At 37.5% G+C, this 17,416-nt stretch carries 14 protein-coding genes; 11 read left to right on the plus strand and 3 right to left on the minus strand.

The genetic code is table 11. The annotated features are described in order from the left end of the window. The first annotated feature begins 65 nt into the window (after positions 1-65). The 6 genes from OQH61_RS01820 (at position 66) to OQH61_RS01845 (ending at position 12,568) form a co-directional block, all read left to right on the plus strand. Positions 66-8,750, plus strand: coding sequence for a DNA-directed RNA polymerase subunit beta/beta' (locus OQH61_RS01820; protein ID WP_266025521.1), 8,685 nt, complete (start codon positions 66-68; stop codon positions 8,748-8,750). A 92-nt stretch (positions 8,751-8,842) separates the two neighbouring features. Continuing rightward, positions 8,843-9,232: a 30S ribosomal protein S12 gene (gene rpsL, locus OQH61_RS01825; RefSeq protein ID WP_011115203.1), complete on the plus strand. Its 390-nt coding sequence runs from the start codon at positions 8,843-8,845 to the stop codon at positions 9,230-9,232. A gap of 13 nt (positions 9,233-9,245) precedes the next feature. Then, positions 9,246-9,713, plus strand: a complete 468-nt coding sequence (gene rpsG / locus OQH61_RS01830; protein ID WP_266025522.1) for a 30S ribosomal protein S7 — start codon at positions 9,246-9,248, stop codon at positions 9,711-9,713. A 16-nt stretch (positions 9,714-9,729) separates the two neighbouring features. Continuing rightward, entirely contained in the window at positions 9,730-11,808 is a 2,079-nt protein-coding gene (gene fusA / locus OQH61_RS01835) for an elongation factor G (RefSeq protein ID WP_266025523.1), read from the plus strand. A 3-nt stretch (positions 11,809-11,811) separates the two neighbouring features. Continuing rightward, complete coding sequence (locus tag OQH61_RS01840) at positions 11,812-12,084, plus strand: hypothetical protein (RefSeq protein WP_266025524.1); 273 nt, start codon at positions 11,812-11,814, stop codon at positions 12,082-12,084. 58 nt (positions 12,085-12,142) lie between these two features. Further along, complete coding sequence (locus OQH61_RS01845) at positions 12,143-12,568, plus strand: c-type cytochrome (protein WP_266025525.1); 426 nt, start codon at positions 12,143-12,145, stop codon at positions 12,566-12,568. Positions 12,569-12,585: 17 nt separating this feature from the next. On the opposite strand, the gene OQH61_RS01850 is transcribed toward OQH61_RS01845, so the two are convergent. From OQH61_RS01850 to exbB, 3 genes are read right to left on the minus strand one after another with little or no spacing between them, the layout of a single operon-like run. Further along, positions 12,586-13,323, minus strand: coding sequence for an energy transducer TonB (locus OQH61_RS01850; protein WP_266025526.1), 738 nt, complete (start codon positions 13,321-13,323; stop codon positions 12,586-12,588). Beyond that, positions 13,289-13,669, minus strand: coding sequence for a TonB system transport protein ExbD (gene exbD / locus OQH61_RS01855; RefSeq protein WP_266025527.1), 381 nt, complete (start codon positions 13,667-13,669; stop codon positions 13,289-13,291). Before exbD ends, OQH61_RS01850 begins: the two co-directional genes overlap by 35 nt. 2 nt (positions 13,670-13,671) lie before the next feature. Continuing rightward, positions 13,672-14,109, minus strand: a complete 438-nt coding sequence (gene exbB, locus OQH61_RS01860; protein ID WP_266025528.1) for a TonB-system energizer ExbB — start codon at positions 14,107-14,109, stop codon at positions 13,672-13,674. A 151-nt stretch (positions 14,110-14,260) separates the two neighbouring features. Between exbB and nikR the strand changes: the two genes are divergently transcribed. The 5 genes from nikR to OQH61_RS01885 all read left to right on the plus strand — a co-directional run bounded on the left by nikR (position 14,261) and on the right by OQH61_RS01885 (position 17,215). Further along, complete coding sequence (gene nikR / locus OQH61_RS01865; RefSeq protein WP_266025529.1) at positions 14,261-14,692, plus strand: nickel-responsive transcriptional regulator NikR; 432 nt, start codon at positions 14,261-14,263, stop codon at positions 14,690-14,692. After that, the gene (locus tag OQH61_RS01870) at positions 14,685-15,326 is read left to right on the plus strand and encodes a nicotinate-nicotinamide nucleotide adenylyltransferase (RefSeq protein ID WP_266025530.1); all 642 of its coding nucleotides are present in this window, start codon (positions 14,685-14,687) and stop codon (positions 15,324-15,326) included. Before nikR ends, OQH61_RS01870 begins: the two co-directional genes overlap by 8 nt. A gap of 29 nt (positions 15,327-15,355) precedes the next feature. Continuing rightward, positions 15,356-15,709, plus strand: a complete 354-nt coding sequence (rsfS, locus tag OQH61_RS01875; protein WP_266025531.1) for a ribosome silencing factor — start codon at positions 15,356-15,358, stop codon at positions 15,707-15,709. Next, entirely contained in the window at positions 15,700-16,701 is a 1,002-nt protein-coding gene (locus OQH61_RS01880) for a hypothetical protein (protein WP_266025533.1), read from the plus strand. Before rsfS ends, OQH61_RS01880 begins: the two co-directional genes overlap by 10 nt. Before the next feature lie 97 nt (positions 16,702-16,798). Further along, the gene (locus OQH61_RS01885; RefSeq protein WP_266025534.1) at positions 16,799-17,215 is read left to right on the plus strand and encodes a hypothetical protein; all 417 of its coding nucleotides are present in this window, start codon (positions 16,799-16,801) and stop codon (positions 17,213-17,215) included. Positions 17,216-17,416: the final 201 nt, after the last annotated feature.

Here is a 17,416-nt window from a genome sequence, read left to right on the forward strand (position 1 = left end):
ATGATAGTAGGTTTTTTAGAGTATTTAGCTCTTTAATCCATTTAAGAACAAGAAGGATATAACACATGGCAAACTTCACAAAACTTAAGAATAGACTCCGCGCTGACTTTACAAAAAATCCTCAAAGTATTGATGTCCCTAATCTTTTGTTGCTTCAAAGGAATAGTTATGATGATTTTCTTTGTGTTGATAGCAATAAAGAATCTGGCATTGAGCGAGTGTTTAAGTCTGTTTTTCCTATTCAAGATAGCCAAAATCGTATTACGCTTGAATATGTAAGTTGCAAATTTGGTAAGCCTAAATATACTACAAATGAAGCAATGGTGCGCGGTGTAACATATGCCGTGTCGTTGCAAATTAAGATTCGCCTTGTGCTTTGGGAAAAAGATGAGAAAACAGGAGAGAGGCTTGGTATAAAAGATGCCAAAGAGCAAAATATTTTTGTGCGTGATATTCCTCTTATGACAGATAGGACGAGTTTTATTATTAATGGCGTTGAACGCGTAGTAGTTAATCAGCTTCATCGTAGCCCGGGTGTTATTTTTAAAGAAGAAGAATCAAGTGCTTCATCAAATAAGCTTATTTATACGGGACAAATTATTCCCGATAGAGGCTCGTGGTTATATTTTGAATATGATTCTAAAGATGTGCTTTATGCGCGGATTAATAAGAGACGCAAAGTGCCCGTAACTATCATTTTGCGTGCTATGGGGTATAGCAAACAAGATATTCTTAAGATTTTTTATCCTTTACAAAAAGTGAAATATAAAAAAGGTAAATATCTTATCCCATTTGATGTGGATAGCATAGGCAATCGTGCTGAATTTGATATTAAAGATGCCAAAGGTAATCTCTTGGTCTCATCAGGCAAAAGACTTTCTACAAAAAAAATTAAAGAGCTTAAAGAAGCAAAGATTGATCTCATTGAATATCCACTTGAAAATTTAACAAACAAATTTCTTGCTGAACCTATAATCAACGCGCAAGGAGAAGTGCTTTTTGATACGCTCACCCAGCTTGATGAAAGCAAACTTAAAAAATTGCTTGAGCTTAAGATTAATGAATTTGTTATTGCTAATGCAAGTGCGGCTGGTGTGGATAACTCTATCATCAATTCATTTATAGCAGATACAGAGTCTCTTAAAATGCTTCGTCAAAGTGAAAAGATTGATGATGAAAATGAACTTGCTGCAATTAGAATCTATAAAGTTATGCGTCCGGGCGAACCTGTAACAAAAGAGGTTGCAAAAAGTTTTGTAAAACAATTATTTTTTGACCCAGAGCGATATGATTTAACGCGTGTTGGTCGTATGAAAATGAATCATAAGCTTCAAATTAATGTCCCTGATTATGTTACCGTGCTTACTCACGAGGATATTATTAAGACGATTCAGTATTTGCTTAAAGTAAAAAATGGTTTGGGCAAAATTGATGACAGAGATCATCTTGGAAATCGTAGAATCCGTGCTATTGGAGAGCTTTTAGCAAACGAGCTTCATACAGGACTTGTAAAAATGCAAAAAGCTATTCGCGATAAACTTACTTCCCTGAGTGGTGCATTTGATACGATAATGCCTCACGACCTTATTAATGGCAAAATGATTACAAGTACAATTATGGAGTTTTTTACTGGTGGGCAACTTTCTCAATTTATGGACCAAACTAATCCGCTTTCAGAAGTTACACATAAACGCCGACTTTCTGCACTTGGTGAAGGTGGGCTTGTGAAAGATAGAGTGGGTTTTGAGGCTCGTGATGTGCATCCTACACATTATGGGAGGATTTGTCCAATTGAAACACCAGAGGGACAAAATATTGGTTTAATCAATACACTCTCAACCTATACACGCGTGAATGATTTAGGATTCATTGAAGCGCCTTATAGAAAGGTTGAAAATGGCGTTGTCTCTGAAGAGATAGTGTATCTTACAGCTGCACAAGAAGAGGGCATTGTAATTGCTCCTGCAAGCACAGCAGTAGATAAAAATGGGCATATTATTGAGGATTTGATTGAAACACGCAAAGATGGCGAAATCATCTTAAGTGAAAAATCGCGCGTTCAACTCATTGATTTAAGCCCTCGTATGCTTGTGGGTGTAGCAGCCTCGCTTATTCCATTTCTTGAGCACGATGATGCGAACCGAGCCCTTATGGGTTCAAATATGCAGCGTCAAGCTGTGCCTTTGCTCAAGCCTGACGCACCTGTGGTTGGAACAGGAATAGAGCAAATCATTGCTCGTGATTCTTGGGAAGCGACAAAAGCTACTCGTAGCGGTGTGGTAGAAAGAGTAGATGCTAAAAACATTTATATTCTTGGCGAAGATGATAATGGTGCATATATTGACCACTATCATCTTGGCAAGAATCTGCGCACAAATCAAAATACTTGCTTCTCTCAACAGCCTATTGTCCGACAAGGTGATAAAGTAGAGCAGGGACAAATTATTGCTGATGGTCCGAGTATGGATAATGGTGAATTAGCATTAGGTAAAAATATTCGCGTTGCTTTTATGCCGTGGAATGGTTATAACTTTGAAGATGCGATTGTGGTAAGTGAGAGACTTATTAAAGAAGATGCTTTTACTTCAATTCATATTTATGAAAAAGAAATAGAAGCACGTGAGCTCAAACACGGACTTGAAGAGATTACAGCTGATATTCCGGGCACAAAAGAAGCAGAGACAGCACACCTTGATGAAAGCGGTATCGTGCGAATAGGGACTTATGTAAGTGCAGGTATGATACTTGTAGGAAAAGTCTCTCCTAAGGGTGAAGTGAAACCTACCCCAGAAGAGCGCCTTTTGCGTGCGATTTTTGGCGAAAAAGCTGGACACGTAGTAAATAAATCACTCTATTGTCCGCCTTCACTTGAGGGAACCGTAGTAGATGTTAAGATTTTTACAAAAAAAGGCTATGAAAAAGATGCACGTGCTGTGAGCGCGTATGAGGAAGAAAAACGTGTGCTTGATATAGAGCACCACGACCGATTAACGATGATTCAGCAAGAGGAAACCTTGCGTATTTCATTAATGCTTTCAAAAGAGAAGCTCTTAAGTGAGGTGAAAGTTGCCGATAAAGTGTTTAAAAAAGGTGTGCAGATTCCAAAAGAGGAGCTAAGTGCGCTTAATCCATTTATTCTAAGCACTCTCATTAAACATTATGCCAAAGAAGTTCAAGCGCGTTATGAACAAATTAAAACAAATTTCTTAGAGCAGAAAAAAACACTTGGCGAAGAGCACGAAGAAAAACTTTCAATCTTAGAAAAAGATGATATTTTGCCAAGTGGGGTTGTCAAGCTTGTCAAAATTTATATTGCCACAAAACGCAAACTTAAAGTAGGTGATAAAATGGCAGGACGGCACGGAAATAAAGGCATCGTCTCTAATATAGTGCCTATGGTAGATATGCCTTATACTGCAGATGGAGAGCCTGTGGATATTGTGCTCAATCCTCTAGGCGTTCCTAGTCGTATGAATATTGGACAAATCTTAGAAGTGCATTTAGGGCTTGTAGGCAAGCGTCTTGGACAACAGATTCAGGAAATTTTATCTTCTCAATCAAAGCAATGGCTTGATACATTACGTGCAAAAATGATTGAAATTGCTCAAGTTGTCAATTCTAATGATAAATCAATGGTTGATTTTATTAAAGGCATTAATGATGAAGCATTAATAACATATGCGCGAGATTGGAGCAATGGGGTAAAATTTGCTATTCCTGTGTTTGAAGGTATTGAACAAGAGAAGTTTGATAAGCTTTTCTCTTTGGTAAAAGTTGATATGGACGGAAAAACAGAGCTTTATGATGGTAAAACAGGTGAAAAAATGCGTGAGCGTGTCAATGTAGGCTATATGTATATGCTCAAACTTCATCATTTGGTTGATGAAAAAGTCCATGCAAGAAGCACAGGACCTTATTCTTTGGTTACGCAGCAACCTGTGGGTGGAAAGGCACTTTTTGGCGGACAGCGATTTGGAGAAATGGAAGTGTGGGCGCTTGAGGCTTATGGTGCAGCTCATACGCTTAAAGAAATGCTTACGATTAAATCTGATGATACTGAAGGGCGCAGAGGTGCGTATAAGGCGATAACAAAAGGTGAGCACGTTGGGGAATCTGAAATCCCAGAAACCTTCTATGTTTTAACTAAAGAACTCCAATCTCTTGCCCTTGATGTTAATATTTATGGAGAGGAGCAAGATGAAAATGGTATGCCTGTGCCTATTGCTATTAAAGAAGATGAGCGTCCAAAAGATTTTAGTTCATTCCAACTTGTATTGGCAAGTCCAGAGAAGATTCTCTCTTGGAGTAATGGAGAAGTAAAAAAACCTGAAACAATTAATTATCGCACTTTAAAACCCGAACGCGATGGGTTATTCTGTACTAAAATTTTTGGTCCAGTGCGTGATTATGAATGTTTGTGTGGTAAGTATAAAAAAATGCGCTATAAGGGTATCGTATGCGAAAAATGCGGTGTTGAAGTTACAAAAGCAAAAGTGCGCCGTTCTCGTATGGGGCATATTGAGCTTGTCGCACCTGTGGCACATATTTGGTATGTAAGCTCATTGCCTAGCCGCATAGGGACATTATTGGGCGTAAAGATGAAAGATTTAGAACGCGTATTGTATTATGAAGCCTATATTGTTAAATCACCCGGTGAGGCATTTTATGATAATGAGGGCTCAAAGCCAATTTTAAAATATGATGTACTCAATGAGGAACAATTCCAAAGTATCAATCAACGTTTTGAACACACAGGTTTTGTGGCTCAAATGGGTGGAGAGGCAATTAAAGAATTGCTTGAAGAACTTGATTTAATGGTGCTTTTAAATGCTTTGCGTGAGGAGATTCGTTCTACAAATTCGGAAGCAAAGAAAAAGACTATTGTAAAGCGTCTTAAAGTTGTAGAGAGCTTTATTAATTCAGGCAATCGTCCAGAATGGATGATGCTCACCATTCTTCCCGTGTTGCCACCTGATTTGCGTCCTTTGGTTGCTCTTGATGGAGGGAAGTTTGCTGTAAGTGATGTAAATGATTTGTATCGCCGTGTGATTAATCGTAATCAACGTTTAAAAAGACTCATTGAACTTGATTCTCCAGAAATTATTGTGCGAAACGAAAAAAGAATGCTACAAGAAGCTGTTGATGCCCTCTTTGACAATGGACGAAATGCAAATGCTGTTAAGGGTGCAAATAAGCGACCGCTTAAATCTTTATCCGAGATTATTAAAGGGAAACAGGGCAGATTCCGACAGAATCTCCTTGGCAAGCGCGTGGATTTTTCTGGACGAAGTGTTATCGTTGTGGGACCAAATCTTAAAATGGACCAATGTGGATTGCCTAAAAATATGGCTCTTGAACTCTTTAAACCACATTTATTTGCCAAACTTGAAGAGAAAGGTTATGCTACTACACTGAAACAGGCTGTAAAAATGGTAAATCAAAAAACAAATGAGGTATGGGAATGTTTGCAGGAGATTGTTAATGGATACCCAGTGTTGCTTAATCGTGCGCCAACTTTGCATAAGCAATCTATCCAAGCTTTTCACCCAAAACTCATTGATGGTAAAGCAATTCAACTTCACCCGCTTGTATGTTCAGCATTTAATGCAGACTTTGATGGCGACCAAATGGCGGTGCATGTGCCGCTTTCACAAGAAGCGATTGCAGAATGTAAGATTCTTATGCTTAGCTCAATGAACATCTTGCTTCCCGCAAGCGGAAAGGCTGTGGCAGTGCCAAGCCAAGATATGGTTTTAGGTTTGTATTATCTTTCACTTGAGAAAAAGGGTGTAAAAGGCGAACATAAGATTCTTGCGAGTATTGATGAGATTGTTATGGCTGTTGAAATGGGTGAGCTTGATATTAATGCGCGTATTAAAACCGTGTATGAACGCCGTGTAATAGATACGACTGCTGGACGTATGATTTTAAGTTCAATTTTGCCTGATTTTGTGCCATTAAATTTATGGAATCAAACAATGAAGAAAAAAGATATTGGTGCATTGATTGATTATGTATATAAAGAGGGAGGATTAGGCATTACAGCTACTTTTCTTGATGACCTTAAGAATCTTGGCTTTAAATACGCAACAAAAGCGGGTATTTCTATTTCGGCAGCAGATATTATTATCCCTCATAATAAAACTGCTATGATTGATGAGGCGAAAAAAGAAATTAAGAGAATCCAAGGCGAGTTTGAGCAAGGACTCCTTACTGCGCAAGAGCGATATAATAAGAGTATTGATATTTGGACAGAGACAAGTGAGAAAATGGGCAAATTGATGATGGAAAAAGTCAAAAATGATAAAGAGGGCTTTAATTCTATCTATATGATGGCAGATTCTGGAGCAAGAGGAAGCGAAGCACAAATTCGGCAGCTTTCTGCTATGAGAGGGCTTATGGCAAAACCTGATGGCACGATTATTGAAACGCCTATTACTTCAAACTTTAAAGAAGGTTTGAATGTGTTAGAATATTTTAATTCTACACACGGCGCGCGAAAAGGTTTAGCTGATACTGCACTTAAAACTGCAAATGCTGGTTATCTCACAAGAAAACTTATTGATGTGAGCCAAAATATGAAAGTTACGATTGAAGATTGTGGCACACACGAGGGTGTAGAGATTACAGACATCACGGTTGGAAGTGATATGATTGAACCACTTGAAGAGCGAGTGGTTGGACGCGTGTTAGCACGAGATGTTATTGACCCTATTGCTAATGAGATTCTGCTAAGTGAGGGTGTATTGATTGATAGCACAATGGCAAGACGTATTAAAGAGGCAAATGTCAAATCTGTAATGATACGCACTCCTGTAACCTGTAAGGCACAAAAAGGTGTGTGTGCGAAGTGCTATGGACTAAATCTTGGCGAATCTAAAATGGTTAAGCCGGGTGAGGCAGTCGGAGTGCTTGCTGCACAAAGTATAGGAGAGCCGGGTACACAGCTTACATTAAGAACATTCCACGTAGGTGGGACAGCAAGCAGGAGTGCTGAAGAAAAGCAGATTGTAGCAAAAAAAGAGGGCTTTATACGTTACTATAATATCCGCACTTACACTAATAGTAAGGGGCAAAAAATTGTAGCAAATCGTAGAAATGCTGCAATTTTAGTTGTCGAACCGCGTATTAAAGCGGAGTTTGATGGAGAATTGCAAGTAGAGAATGTCCATGATGAAGTGCATATTACGATTGTAGGTGATAAAAAACGTTCCGAAACATATCGCTTAAGAAAAGATGATGTGGCAAAACAAAATGAACTTGCAGGTGTAGCAGGTAAGATTGAAGGTAAGCTGCTTGTGCCACACGAAAATGGTTATAAAGTAAAAGCCGGTGGAAGCATTGTGGATACAATTATGGATAGCTGGAATGTGCCAACGCGGATTCCATATGGAAGTGAATTAAAGGTTGAGGATAATGCGCCTATCTCTCAAAAAATTATTGCTAAAGAAAAAGGTGTTGTGAAGTTTTATACGCTTCGTGCAGATACATTAGAACGCAATCATAATGTAAAAGCGGGTATGGTTGTGTCTGAAAAAGGTATGTTTGCAGTGATTGCAGACCAAAACGATAGGGAAGCTATCCGACACTATATTGCGCGAACTTCTAAGATTCTTGTTGATGATAATAGTGAGGTAGATATAAATACACTTATTTCTGAACCAACTTCCACAGAGCAGGTTGTTGTTGCAGAATGGGACGCTTATAGTGAGCCAATTATCGCTGATCAAGCAGGAGTCGTATCCTTTAGGGATATTATCGCTGGACTAACGGTGAGTGAGCAAGAAGACGAAAATACACACCAGAAAAATTTTGTTATCAATGAATATGTCCCTACGGGTTATAAGCCAATGCTTGTTGTTACGACTAAAGATGGTAAGGAAATGAGTTATCGCTTAGAATCTCGCACTTCTATTGCCGTAAATGATGGTGATAAAGTTGAAATAGCTGATATTATTGCTAAAGTGCCTAAGGCATTAGCAAAGTCTAAAGATATTACAGGTGGTCTCCCCCGTGTTACAGAACTTTTTGAAGCCAGAAAGCCAAAAGATACAGCTATTCTTTCAGAACTTGATGGAACGGTGAGTTTTGGTAAGCCTATACGTGGTAAAGAACGCATTATTATCACTGCAGCTGATGGTAGGATTGCAGAATATGCAGTGGATAAGAATAAAAAGATTCTTGTGCATGAGCAAGAATTTATCCACGCAGGTGAAGCAATGACTGATGGTGTCATATCAAGCCACGATATTTTGCGCATTAGTGGTGAAAAAGAGCTTCATAAATATATTGTAAGTGAGGTGCAGCAAGTATATCGCCGACAAGGTGTGAGTATCGCTGATAAACATATTGAAATCATTGTTTCTCAAATGTTGCGTCAAGTAAAAATTGTTGATAGTGGCAATACGAAGTTTATTGAAGGCGATTTAGCAAGTAAGCGGCACTTTAAAGAAGAAAATGAGAGAATCTTAAGTATGGGAGGAGAGCCTGCAGTAGCTGAACCCGTATTATTGGGCATCACTCGTGCAGCTATTGGAAGTGATTCTATCATTTCAGCTGCATCGTTCCAAGAGACTACAAAAGTGCTTACCGAAGCAAGTATTGCGGCTAAAAAAGATACACTTGATGATCTCAAGGAAAATGTTGTGCTTGGGCGTATGATACCTGTGGGAACAGGCTTGTATAAAAATAAGAGGTTCCATTATAAGTGTGAAGAACAAGAGGAATACGAGGAAGATGAGGAAGAATAAATAATTTAACTTCATCTCTAAGAGAAATGAAAGTTTTTGTTGGGTAAAATCCCTGCATTTTTTATTTTTAATTTTTCATAAAGGAAGCATCAGTGCCAACTATAAATCAGCTTATTAGGAAAGAAAGAAAGAAAGTTATCCGTAAGACAAAGTCTCCTGCGTTATTAGAATGCCCACAAAGGAGAGGAGTATGCACACGTGTTTATACTACGACACCTAAGAAGCCAAACTCAGCATTAAGAAAAGTTGCTAAAGTAAAACTTACTTCTAAAGTGGAAGTTATTAGTTATATTCCGGGTGAAGGACATAATCTCCAAGAGCACTCTATTGTGCTTGTAAGAGGTGGGCGTGTAAAAGACTTACCCGGGGTAAAATACCATATTATCCGTGGTGCATTAGATACCGCAGGTGTTGCAAAAAGAAATGTCTCGCGCAGTAAGTATGGTGCTAAAAAAGCTAAAGCCGGTGGCGATAAAAAATAATAAGGATGAGAGAATGAGAAGAAGAAAAGCTCCTGTAAGGGAAGTTTTGGGCGACCCGATTTATAATAACAAGGTAGTAACAAAATTCATCAATAAAATGATGCTTGATGGCAAAAAAAGTGTGAGTGAAAAAATCATCTATGCTGCATTTGATAAAATTGAAGAAAAAAGTGGTGAGAAAGGTATAGAAGTATTTGAAAAAGCACTTGAGCGCGTTAAACCTCTTGTAGAAGTAAGAAGTCGCCGTGTAGGTGGAGCAACATATCAAGTTCCTGTTGAAGTGCGTCCAGCGCGTCAGCAATCCCTTTCTATTCGTTGGCTACTTGAAGCTACGCGTAAAAGAAATGAGCGCACAATGGTTGAGCGCCTAGCAAGTGAGCTTGTAGATGCTGCGAATGAGCGAGGAGCAGCCTTTAAGAAAAAAGAAGATGTGCATAAAATGGCTGAAGCAAATAAGGCTTTCGCACATTATCGTTGGTAGCATATAAGGAAATATAATGGCAAGAAAAACCCCTTTAGCAAGAATTAGAAACATTGGTATTGCTGCTCATATTGATGCAGGTAAAACAACGACTTCAGAGAGAATTTTATTTTATACAGGTGTGAGCCATAAGATTGGTGAAGTGCATGATGGCGCGGCAACTATGGATTGGATGGAGCAAGAAAAAGAGCGGGGGATTACAATTACCTCTGCAACAACAACTTGCTTTTGGCGAGATTATCAAATTAATCTTATTGACACACCCGGGCACGTTGATTTTACTATTGAAGTTGAACGCTCTATGCGTGTGCTTGATGGAGCTATTGCTGTATTTTGTTCGGTAGGAGGAGTGCAGCCTCAAAGCGAAACTGTATGGAGACAAGCGAATAAATATGGTGTGCCTCGTATGGTTTTTGTGAATAAAATGGATAGAATCGGTGCAAATTTTTATAGCGTTGAAAGTCAAATTAAGCAACGTTTAAAGGCTAATCCTGTACCTATTAATATTCCTATTGGTGCAGAAGAGAACTTTAAAGGTGTTGTTGATTTAGTGCAAATGAAAGCCATTGTATGGAATGATGAATCAATGGGAGCAAAATATGATATAGAAGAGATTCCATCGGAACTTGTTGAGAAAGCCAATGAATACCGAGAAAAGCTCCTTGAGGCTGCAGCAGAGCAAGATGAAACTTTAATGGAAAAATATCTCGGTGGTGAGGAATTAAGTATTGAAGAGATTAAAAAGGGTATAAAGATTGGTTGTTTAAATATGAGTCTTATACCTATGCTTTGTGGCTCAAGTTTTAAAAACAAAGGGGTGCAGACACTCCTTGATGCAGTAGTGGATTATCTGCCTGCTCCTACCGAAGTAGCAGAGATTAAGGGTATTGACCCTAAAAATGAAACAGAGTTAAGTGTAGAATCTAGTGATGAAGGCGCATTTGCAGGATTAGCCTTTAAGATTATGACTGATCCATTTGTGGGACAGCTTACTTTTGTGCGTGCATATCGTGGTAAGTTAGATTCTGGTAGTTATGTACTTAATTCAACAAAAGGTAAAAAGGAACGTGTAGGACGACTTTTAAAAATGCACTCTAATAAGCGCGAGGATATTAAAGAAATTTATGCTGGCGAAATTTGTGCATTTGTAGGTTTAAAAGACACTGTTACGGGCGATACACTTTGTGATGAAAAAGTGCCTGTGATTTTAGAGCGTATGGATTTCCCAGAGCCTGTTATTCAAATTGCTGTAGAACCAAAGACAAAGGCTGACCAAGAGAAAATGTCTATTGCTCTTGGCAAACTTGCTGAAGAAGACCCGAGCTTTAGAGTAAGCACACACGAAGAGACAGGACAGACACTTATTGGTGGTATGGGTGAGCTTCACTTAGAGATTATTGTTGATAGGTTAAAACGTGAGTTTAAAGTAGAAGCCGAAGTGGGTGAGCCACAAGTTGCTTTTAGGGAGACAATTAGAACTGCAGTTGAACAAGAATGTAAATATGCTAAACAATCAGGTGGGCGTGGGCAGTATGGACACGTGCATATTAGGCTTGAGCCAAAAGAAGCAGGCACAGGCTATGAATTTGTTAATAATATTAGTGGTGGAGTTATACCAAAAGAATATATTCCAGCTGTTGATAAGGGCATTCAAGAAGCAATGCAAAATGGTGTACTTGCAGGATATCCCGTAGTAGATTTTAAAATAACACTTTATGATGGAAGCTATCATGATGTGGATTCATCTGAAATGGCGTTTAAAATTGCCGGCTCTATGGCATTTAAAGACGCTTGCCGTAAGGCAAACGCAGTGCTATTAGAGCCTATGATGAAGGTTGAGGTAGAGGTCCCTGAAGAGTATATGGGTGATGTCATAGGAGATTTAAACAGAAGACGAGGGCAAATCAACTCAATGGACGATCGTATGGGATTAAAGATTGTGAATGCTTTTGTTCCTCTTGCCGAAATGTTTGGATATTCTACTGACTTGCGTTCAGCTACACAGGGTAGAGGTACATATACAATGGAATTTGACCACTATGGTGAAGTGCCAAGTAATGTTGCCAAAGAAATTATGGAAAAACGAAAGGGATAATCCATGAAAAAGTTAATTTTTGTATTAGGTTTAGGTTTAGTGTTTGTAGCTTGTGGAGATAATGCAAAAGATAATCAAACTGCAGAAACTCCTACACATACAACAGAAGCGACTGAAACTCCTGCAAGTGAAACTGCACCAGCAGTAGAACCTCAAGCAGAAGAAACAAAGAATGATGCTCAAGCACAAGTAGCTCCAGAGCAAGAGGTTACTACAGAATCCAGCGATTCTCAACCTCAAAATGATGCTGCAAAAGAAGAGAGTGCAGCTCAATAAAGAAGTCTCTTCTGCTAGCCTCTCTTAACAAAGAGAGGCAATAGATAAGGAAACAATTATGAATAGATTTCTTCTTTTTTGTATATTCCCTTTGTTTTTTATCGCTTGTTTTGATGATAAAAAACAAGATTCTAAACATACTTCAGTATCTCAAGTTAAACAATCCAATACTGATCCAAATAAGAATACCTTAGAGAATGTAAGTTCTTCTACGACTACAAAAGCCGCTCCCTTACCTAATGCAGAGGTGCTTTATGGTAAATGTGCAGCGTGCCACGGCAAAGATGGTAAGAGTGTCGCACCCGGAAGTGTAGGCAATGTGCTTATTGCTTCACTTAATAAAGCACAAGTAACAGAATCACTCAAAGGATTCCGCGATCGCACATTGAGCAAGGGTGGCAATTCTGTTATTATGTATATGCAGGCAAAAAACTTAAGTGATCAAGACATTGAGGCATTGGCAAATTATATTGATGCGTTTTAGAATCTCGTGATAGAATCTTAGATTCTATCAAGTTCGTATTTAATTGGTAACTCAATTTTGGTTGTTGAGCTTAGAGTAGGAAAATCATCTTGAGCCTTTTTTATGGCATTGATTGCAGCGGTATTAAATGGTTCATATTCACAAGCTTTGATGAGACGAATATTTGCTACTTTACCATTTTGATAAATGATAAATTCTACAATCACTTCACCCTCCAATCCTCTTTTTCTTGCCATAGTTGGATATTTAGTTCTGCGGTCAATTGCGCTTTTAATCTTTGAGAACAAATCATCTTCGCTTCCATTTTTATATGAAAGTGTTTGTATTATTTCACCTTCTTCTATCTTTTCATTAGGCTTAGCTTTGGGAGCTTTATTTGTGGGTGATACTTCTTCCTCTTTTTTTGCAAGCTTACCTTCTTCTTTTATAATTTCTTTATGCTGATGTTTTGTTTTATGCACGAGAGGTTTGGGTTTGGGAGTTTCCACTTCTTCTTGTTGAGAAGGGGTTTGAAAAGTTGCTAGAGCAAGAGTTGTGATGTTATCACCATTTTGAGCAAAATCAGTATGATAAAAATATGTATAAAATGTCATTGCAAATGCAAAATGTAGCACAAAACTAAGAGCAAAAGCTATTTTATGAGATGTAAAAAAGGTGTTTTGTTTGTTTTTTTGATAAGTTTGTTCAAAATGCAGATGTTGTTTGCTATTTTGATATGGATTACTTGGATTTTGTTGAAATGCCGAAGTTTTCATGTCCTTTCTCCTTTAAAATATCTACAATTTGAATAAAAGTTTCAAATTTTGCATTTTTATCACTTTTAAGTTGAATAAGTGTTTTATTATCAATATTGGCAATCTCATTTTTAAGGGATTCTATATCGGTAACTTTATCATCAAAATAAATCACATTGTGCTCATCAATAGTAATTATACTTGGTTTCTCATTTTTATCTTGTTGATTTTGGCTTGCATAAGGCAATTCTACTTTAATTTGTCCTTGAGCTATAAAAGTTGATACACTAAGCACAATGGCTAAAAGCACAAGCATTACATCAATGAATGGGACAATATTCAAGCCATCTTTTTTTGGGATTCTCATATTTATTTCTCACCAATGTCTTTTTTACCAAGCTTGTAAGCATTGAGCTGGACGTCCATTTGACGCACAAAGCAATTATATACAATCAAAGTAGGAATAGCGACTACTAAGCCAAGCGCAGTGGCTTTAAGCGCAGTAGATAAGCCAATCATAATACTTTGGGCGTCCATACCGCCGCTCATACCCATATCATAAAAGGTAATCATAATTCCAATAACAGTGCCTAAAAGCCCCACATATGGTGCATTAGAATAGATAATGTAAAGAGCAGTGAGATTTCTACTCAATGCTTCTTCTAATACTTCTTCATTTTGATAGTCATTAGGATTGATACGTATATAAAAAATTAATCTTTCACAGCTCAACCACACGCTTAAAAAACTCATAAAGCCAAGAATTGCAAAAATAATATAATCAATATAATCCTTGAGAAATTCCATAATAATACTCCATTAACGAGTGTAGAATTTTAATTGCTGAATATTATAAAAATCATTCTTAAGATAAGATTATAATTCCTTTTAATTTTACTTAAATTCATACTTCAGCCTTTTTACGCTACAATCTTTGAAGTTTAACAAAGGAGACACAATGAAGCCTAATATTATCCGATTTAGCGTATCTCTCCCACAGAATCTCCTTGAAAATCTTGATGAGCGTCTTACGCATAAGGGATATTCTTCACGTTCTGAACTTGTGCGAGATATGATACGCGAAAAACTCAATGAGGAAGTGTGGAGCAATGGTGCTGAAGATAAGCAGGGTGTAGCAGTTTTGACGATTATTTATGACCATCATCAGCGTGAGCTTAATCAAAGAATGATTGATATTCAGCATACAAATACACATAATGGTAATGTTGAGATTCTTTGCAATACACACGTGCATTTAGATCATCATAACTGCCTTGAAACGATTATTTTGCGTGGCAAAGGAACACAAATTGAGAATCTAAGCATTGAAATTGGCGGGCTTAAAGGTGTGAAGTTTTTTAAATTGACGCGTGCAAGTCGCTTTGAGTAATATTATCGCACTTTATGGCGGGAGTTTTGACCCGCTTCATTATGCTCATTTGGAAATTATCCGCATTTTGCGTGAGAATCCTCTGTATGAGCAAATTATCCTTATGCCAAATTATCGTAATCCCCTTAAACCTCCCTCATTTTTTACGCCATTGCAGCGATTGCAAATGTGTAAAATCCTTGCTGATGAGATGAATAATGCACCAAAAAATCAAAAGATTCCATATATAGCAGTCAGTGATTATGAAGTGCGAGAGAATCAACCTGTATTTAGTGTGCAAAGTGTAGCTTTTATCAAAGAGCAAATGGCACGGCAGCACTCTAATGCACAGCTTGTTTTTGTGCTAGGAGAGGATAGCTTTAGGAATCTTGCGCAGTGGAAAGATGTGCAGAGATTATGTCAAATGGTAGAGTTTGTGCTTGTAAAACGCGAAAGTTCCCAAAAAGATTCTCAAGAATTACCACATATTGTGCCTTATGCACGCATTATTGAGTATTTAGATATGCCTCCTCGTGTAGGGCATTTTTCTTCAAGCTTTGTACGTTCTTTATTTGAAAAAGGACACATAGAAGAGGCTTTAAAGCTTATTCCCGTATGTTTGCATACTTTTATCAAGGCACATTTTAGGCTATAATAAGCCTTTATTTTATACAAGGAGATTACTTGCAAGAAAAACATATAGATGAGAGGATTGAGCGCATTGCCACGCTTTTAGCGGATAAAAAAGGTGAGGATATTGAAGTATTTGATTTGCGTGGTAGGGATTATATTGTGGATAAAGTGGTTATTGTTAGCGCGATGATAGGGAAGCATTCTTTCGCTCTGCTTGATTATCTTAAAAGCGAGTTAAAGCCTCAAGGGGAAGTATTTTATGCGACTGAAGAAGAGAGTGAAGATTGGGTGATTGCTGATTTGGGAGATATTATGATTCATATTTTTACACCTAATCATCGCAAAAAATTTAATTTAGAAGAATTTTTACATTCACTTATGACTCAAAAACAACAATGTTTTTAAGATTTATTCTCTCTTGTGTGCTTTTGTGTGTTTGTGCTTTTGGTGCAGATATTGTTATTCCTTTGCAAGATGAGGCATTTAGAGATGATTTGAGTATTCAAAATTCCAAAAGGCAGGATACTTTTTTGGAATCTCCTAACATAGATTCCAAAACTATTCAAAGTCCTATTACTCAAAGTCTTTCATTGCATTATCTCAACGCGTATATGCGTCATCATTCCTTTGCTATAAGCACAAATGGCGTGGGGCTAGAATATCATAGAATCTTAGCTAATAATGCTCAAAGTGATGTGCTTTTTTCTGTGCAGACAAATTTTACAAAAGCCTCACTTAAGAGCGAATCTCGCTCTAATGGTAACACGCAAAATTCTTATAATCCACAAGATTCTTATTCTATTGCGCCTGATGCAAGTTTTCAAATCGGCACATTAGCTCAACTTGATATTTTATTTGCACAAAGCGATAAGGGCTATCATTTGCTTGGCTTTGAGATTGGCTATTCCTTTGCCTTGCCTGCTCATCTTGCAGGAGGCGTTGATGGCGTAGAATTTGATGAGCAAAGTGTGCTTTTAAATGTTGATTATGGATATAGTTTTAACTTTGGTAAATATGCGATGTTGCCTTTTGTGCGTTTAGAGAGTTATGCGTTTTTTCCAACCAAAGAGAGAGCAAGAAATCGCGACTTTATTGATGAGGGATTCAATGTGCTTGTAGGCGTAAAAAATATTTGGGATATGCGCTATTTTGAGGCTTCGCTTAGTCTTGGGACGTTGAGTGATTTAAATTTATCAAGTTCGGGTGTTGGTGTGTTGGCAAATGGTGCAATAGTCTATGACAGGCTGGGTATGAGTAATGGAATCTTTAGTGAGATAAGTATTGGTGTCTTAGAGCATAAGAATTTTCATCTCTTAGCAAAATCAAATTTTTCTTATATGCTCTCATACTATGAACTGAATTGGCAAAATAGCTTAAGTGCGATGTTGAGATTCTGATTTGATATAGGTTTCTATCAAGCAAAACAAAAAGGTTTAGGGTTAATCTTGTTGATAGAAATTTGGATATAATCAAATGCAAAGGAAATAACACATAATGAAAAAACTTATATTAACAATAGCTTTGGTATCTAGTCTATGTATGGCGGAGATTTATAAACCAAAACTTGAAGATGGGAGAGAGATAGAAATTTCACATATAAATAAGAAAAAAATTCATTTTATCATTAGAAAGAATGGCGAGGTGCTTTTAAGCGGTGAAGCCTATGATGAGTATGGCGGTTGGGAAGGTGATGATGAAAATGGTAGTGGCTATGAAGTGGTAGAATATTGGTATCAAAATAACAACCAATGCTCTTTGTCAGTGAGAATACAAGATATGCCCATTGATGAAAATGATAAAAAAGAGCGAATAAGGATTAAAAATGCCAAAGATTGTATAGTCTCAAAAACACTACAAAAGTCTTTTTCAAATGATAATGAACTTTTCTACAGAAATAAGCAATGGAAATAATCTTAATTTCTAAGGAACAACACAATGAAAAAACTACTAGCAGTTATATTTAGCGTAAGTATGATTGTATGTCAAGGTCTTTATGGAGAGTATCTTTACGATGAAGATATTACCAGTGATACAGGAGAGATTATCAAAGCACATCAGTATTCCAAGCGATTTGATGGACAATGTGTAGAGATTAGAGAGGGCATTGTAGAA

The sequence above is a fragment of the Helicobacter sp. MIT 21-1697 genome (genome assembly GCF_026241255.1).
GTDB lineage: Bacteria > Campylobacterota > Campylobacteria > Campylobacterales > Helicobacteraceae > Helicobacter_C.

What these genes read in the sequence shown, in the direction of transcription:
- OQH61_RS01840 (WP_266025524.1), top strand. Translation starts at nt 11,812, where the DNA reads ATGAAAAAGTTAATTTTTGTATTAGGTTTAGGTTTAGTGTTTGTAGCT.
- OQH61_RS01820 (WP_266025521.1), top strand. Translation starts at nt 66, where the DNA reads ATGGCAAACTTCACAAAACTTAAGAATAGACTCCGCGCTGACTTTACA.
- OQH61_RS01850 (WP_266025526.1), bottom strand. Translation starts at nt 13,323, where the DNA reads ATGAAAACTTCGGCATTTCAACAAAATCCAAGTAATCCATATCAAAAT.
- exbD (WP_266025527.1), bottom strand. Translation starts at nt 13,669, where the DNA reads ATGAGAATCCCAAAAAAAGATGGCTTGAATATTGTCCCATTCATTGAT.
- OQH61_RS01880 (WP_266025533.1), top strand. Translation starts at nt 15,700, where the DNA reads ATGTTTTTAAGATTTATTCTCTCTTGTGTGCTTTTGTGTGTTTGTGCT.
- fusA (WP_266025523.1), top strand. Translation starts at nt 9,730, where the DNA reads ATGGCAAGAAAAACCCCTTTAGCAAGAATTAGAAACATTGGTATTGCT.
- exbB (WP_266025528.1), bottom strand. Translation starts at nt 14,109, where the DNA reads ATGGAATTTCTCAAGGATTATATTGATTATATTATTTTTGCAATTCTT.
- rpsG (WP_266025522.1), top strand. Translation starts at nt 9,246, where the DNA reads ATGAGAAGAAGAAAAGCTCCTGTAAGGGAAGTTTTGGGCGACCCGATT.
- nikR (WP_266025529.1), top strand. Translation starts at nt 14,261, where the DNA reads ATGAAGCCTAATATTATCCGATTTAGCGTATCTCTCCCACAGAATCTC.
- OQH61_RS01885 (WP_266025534.1), top strand. Translation starts at nt 16,799, where the DNA reads ATGAAAAAACTTATATTAACAATAGCTTTGGTATCTAGTCTATGTATG.
- OQH61_RS01845 (WP_266025525.1), top strand. Translation starts at nt 12,143, where the DNA reads ATGAATAGATTTCTTCTTTTTTGTATATTCCCTTTGTTTTTTATCGCT.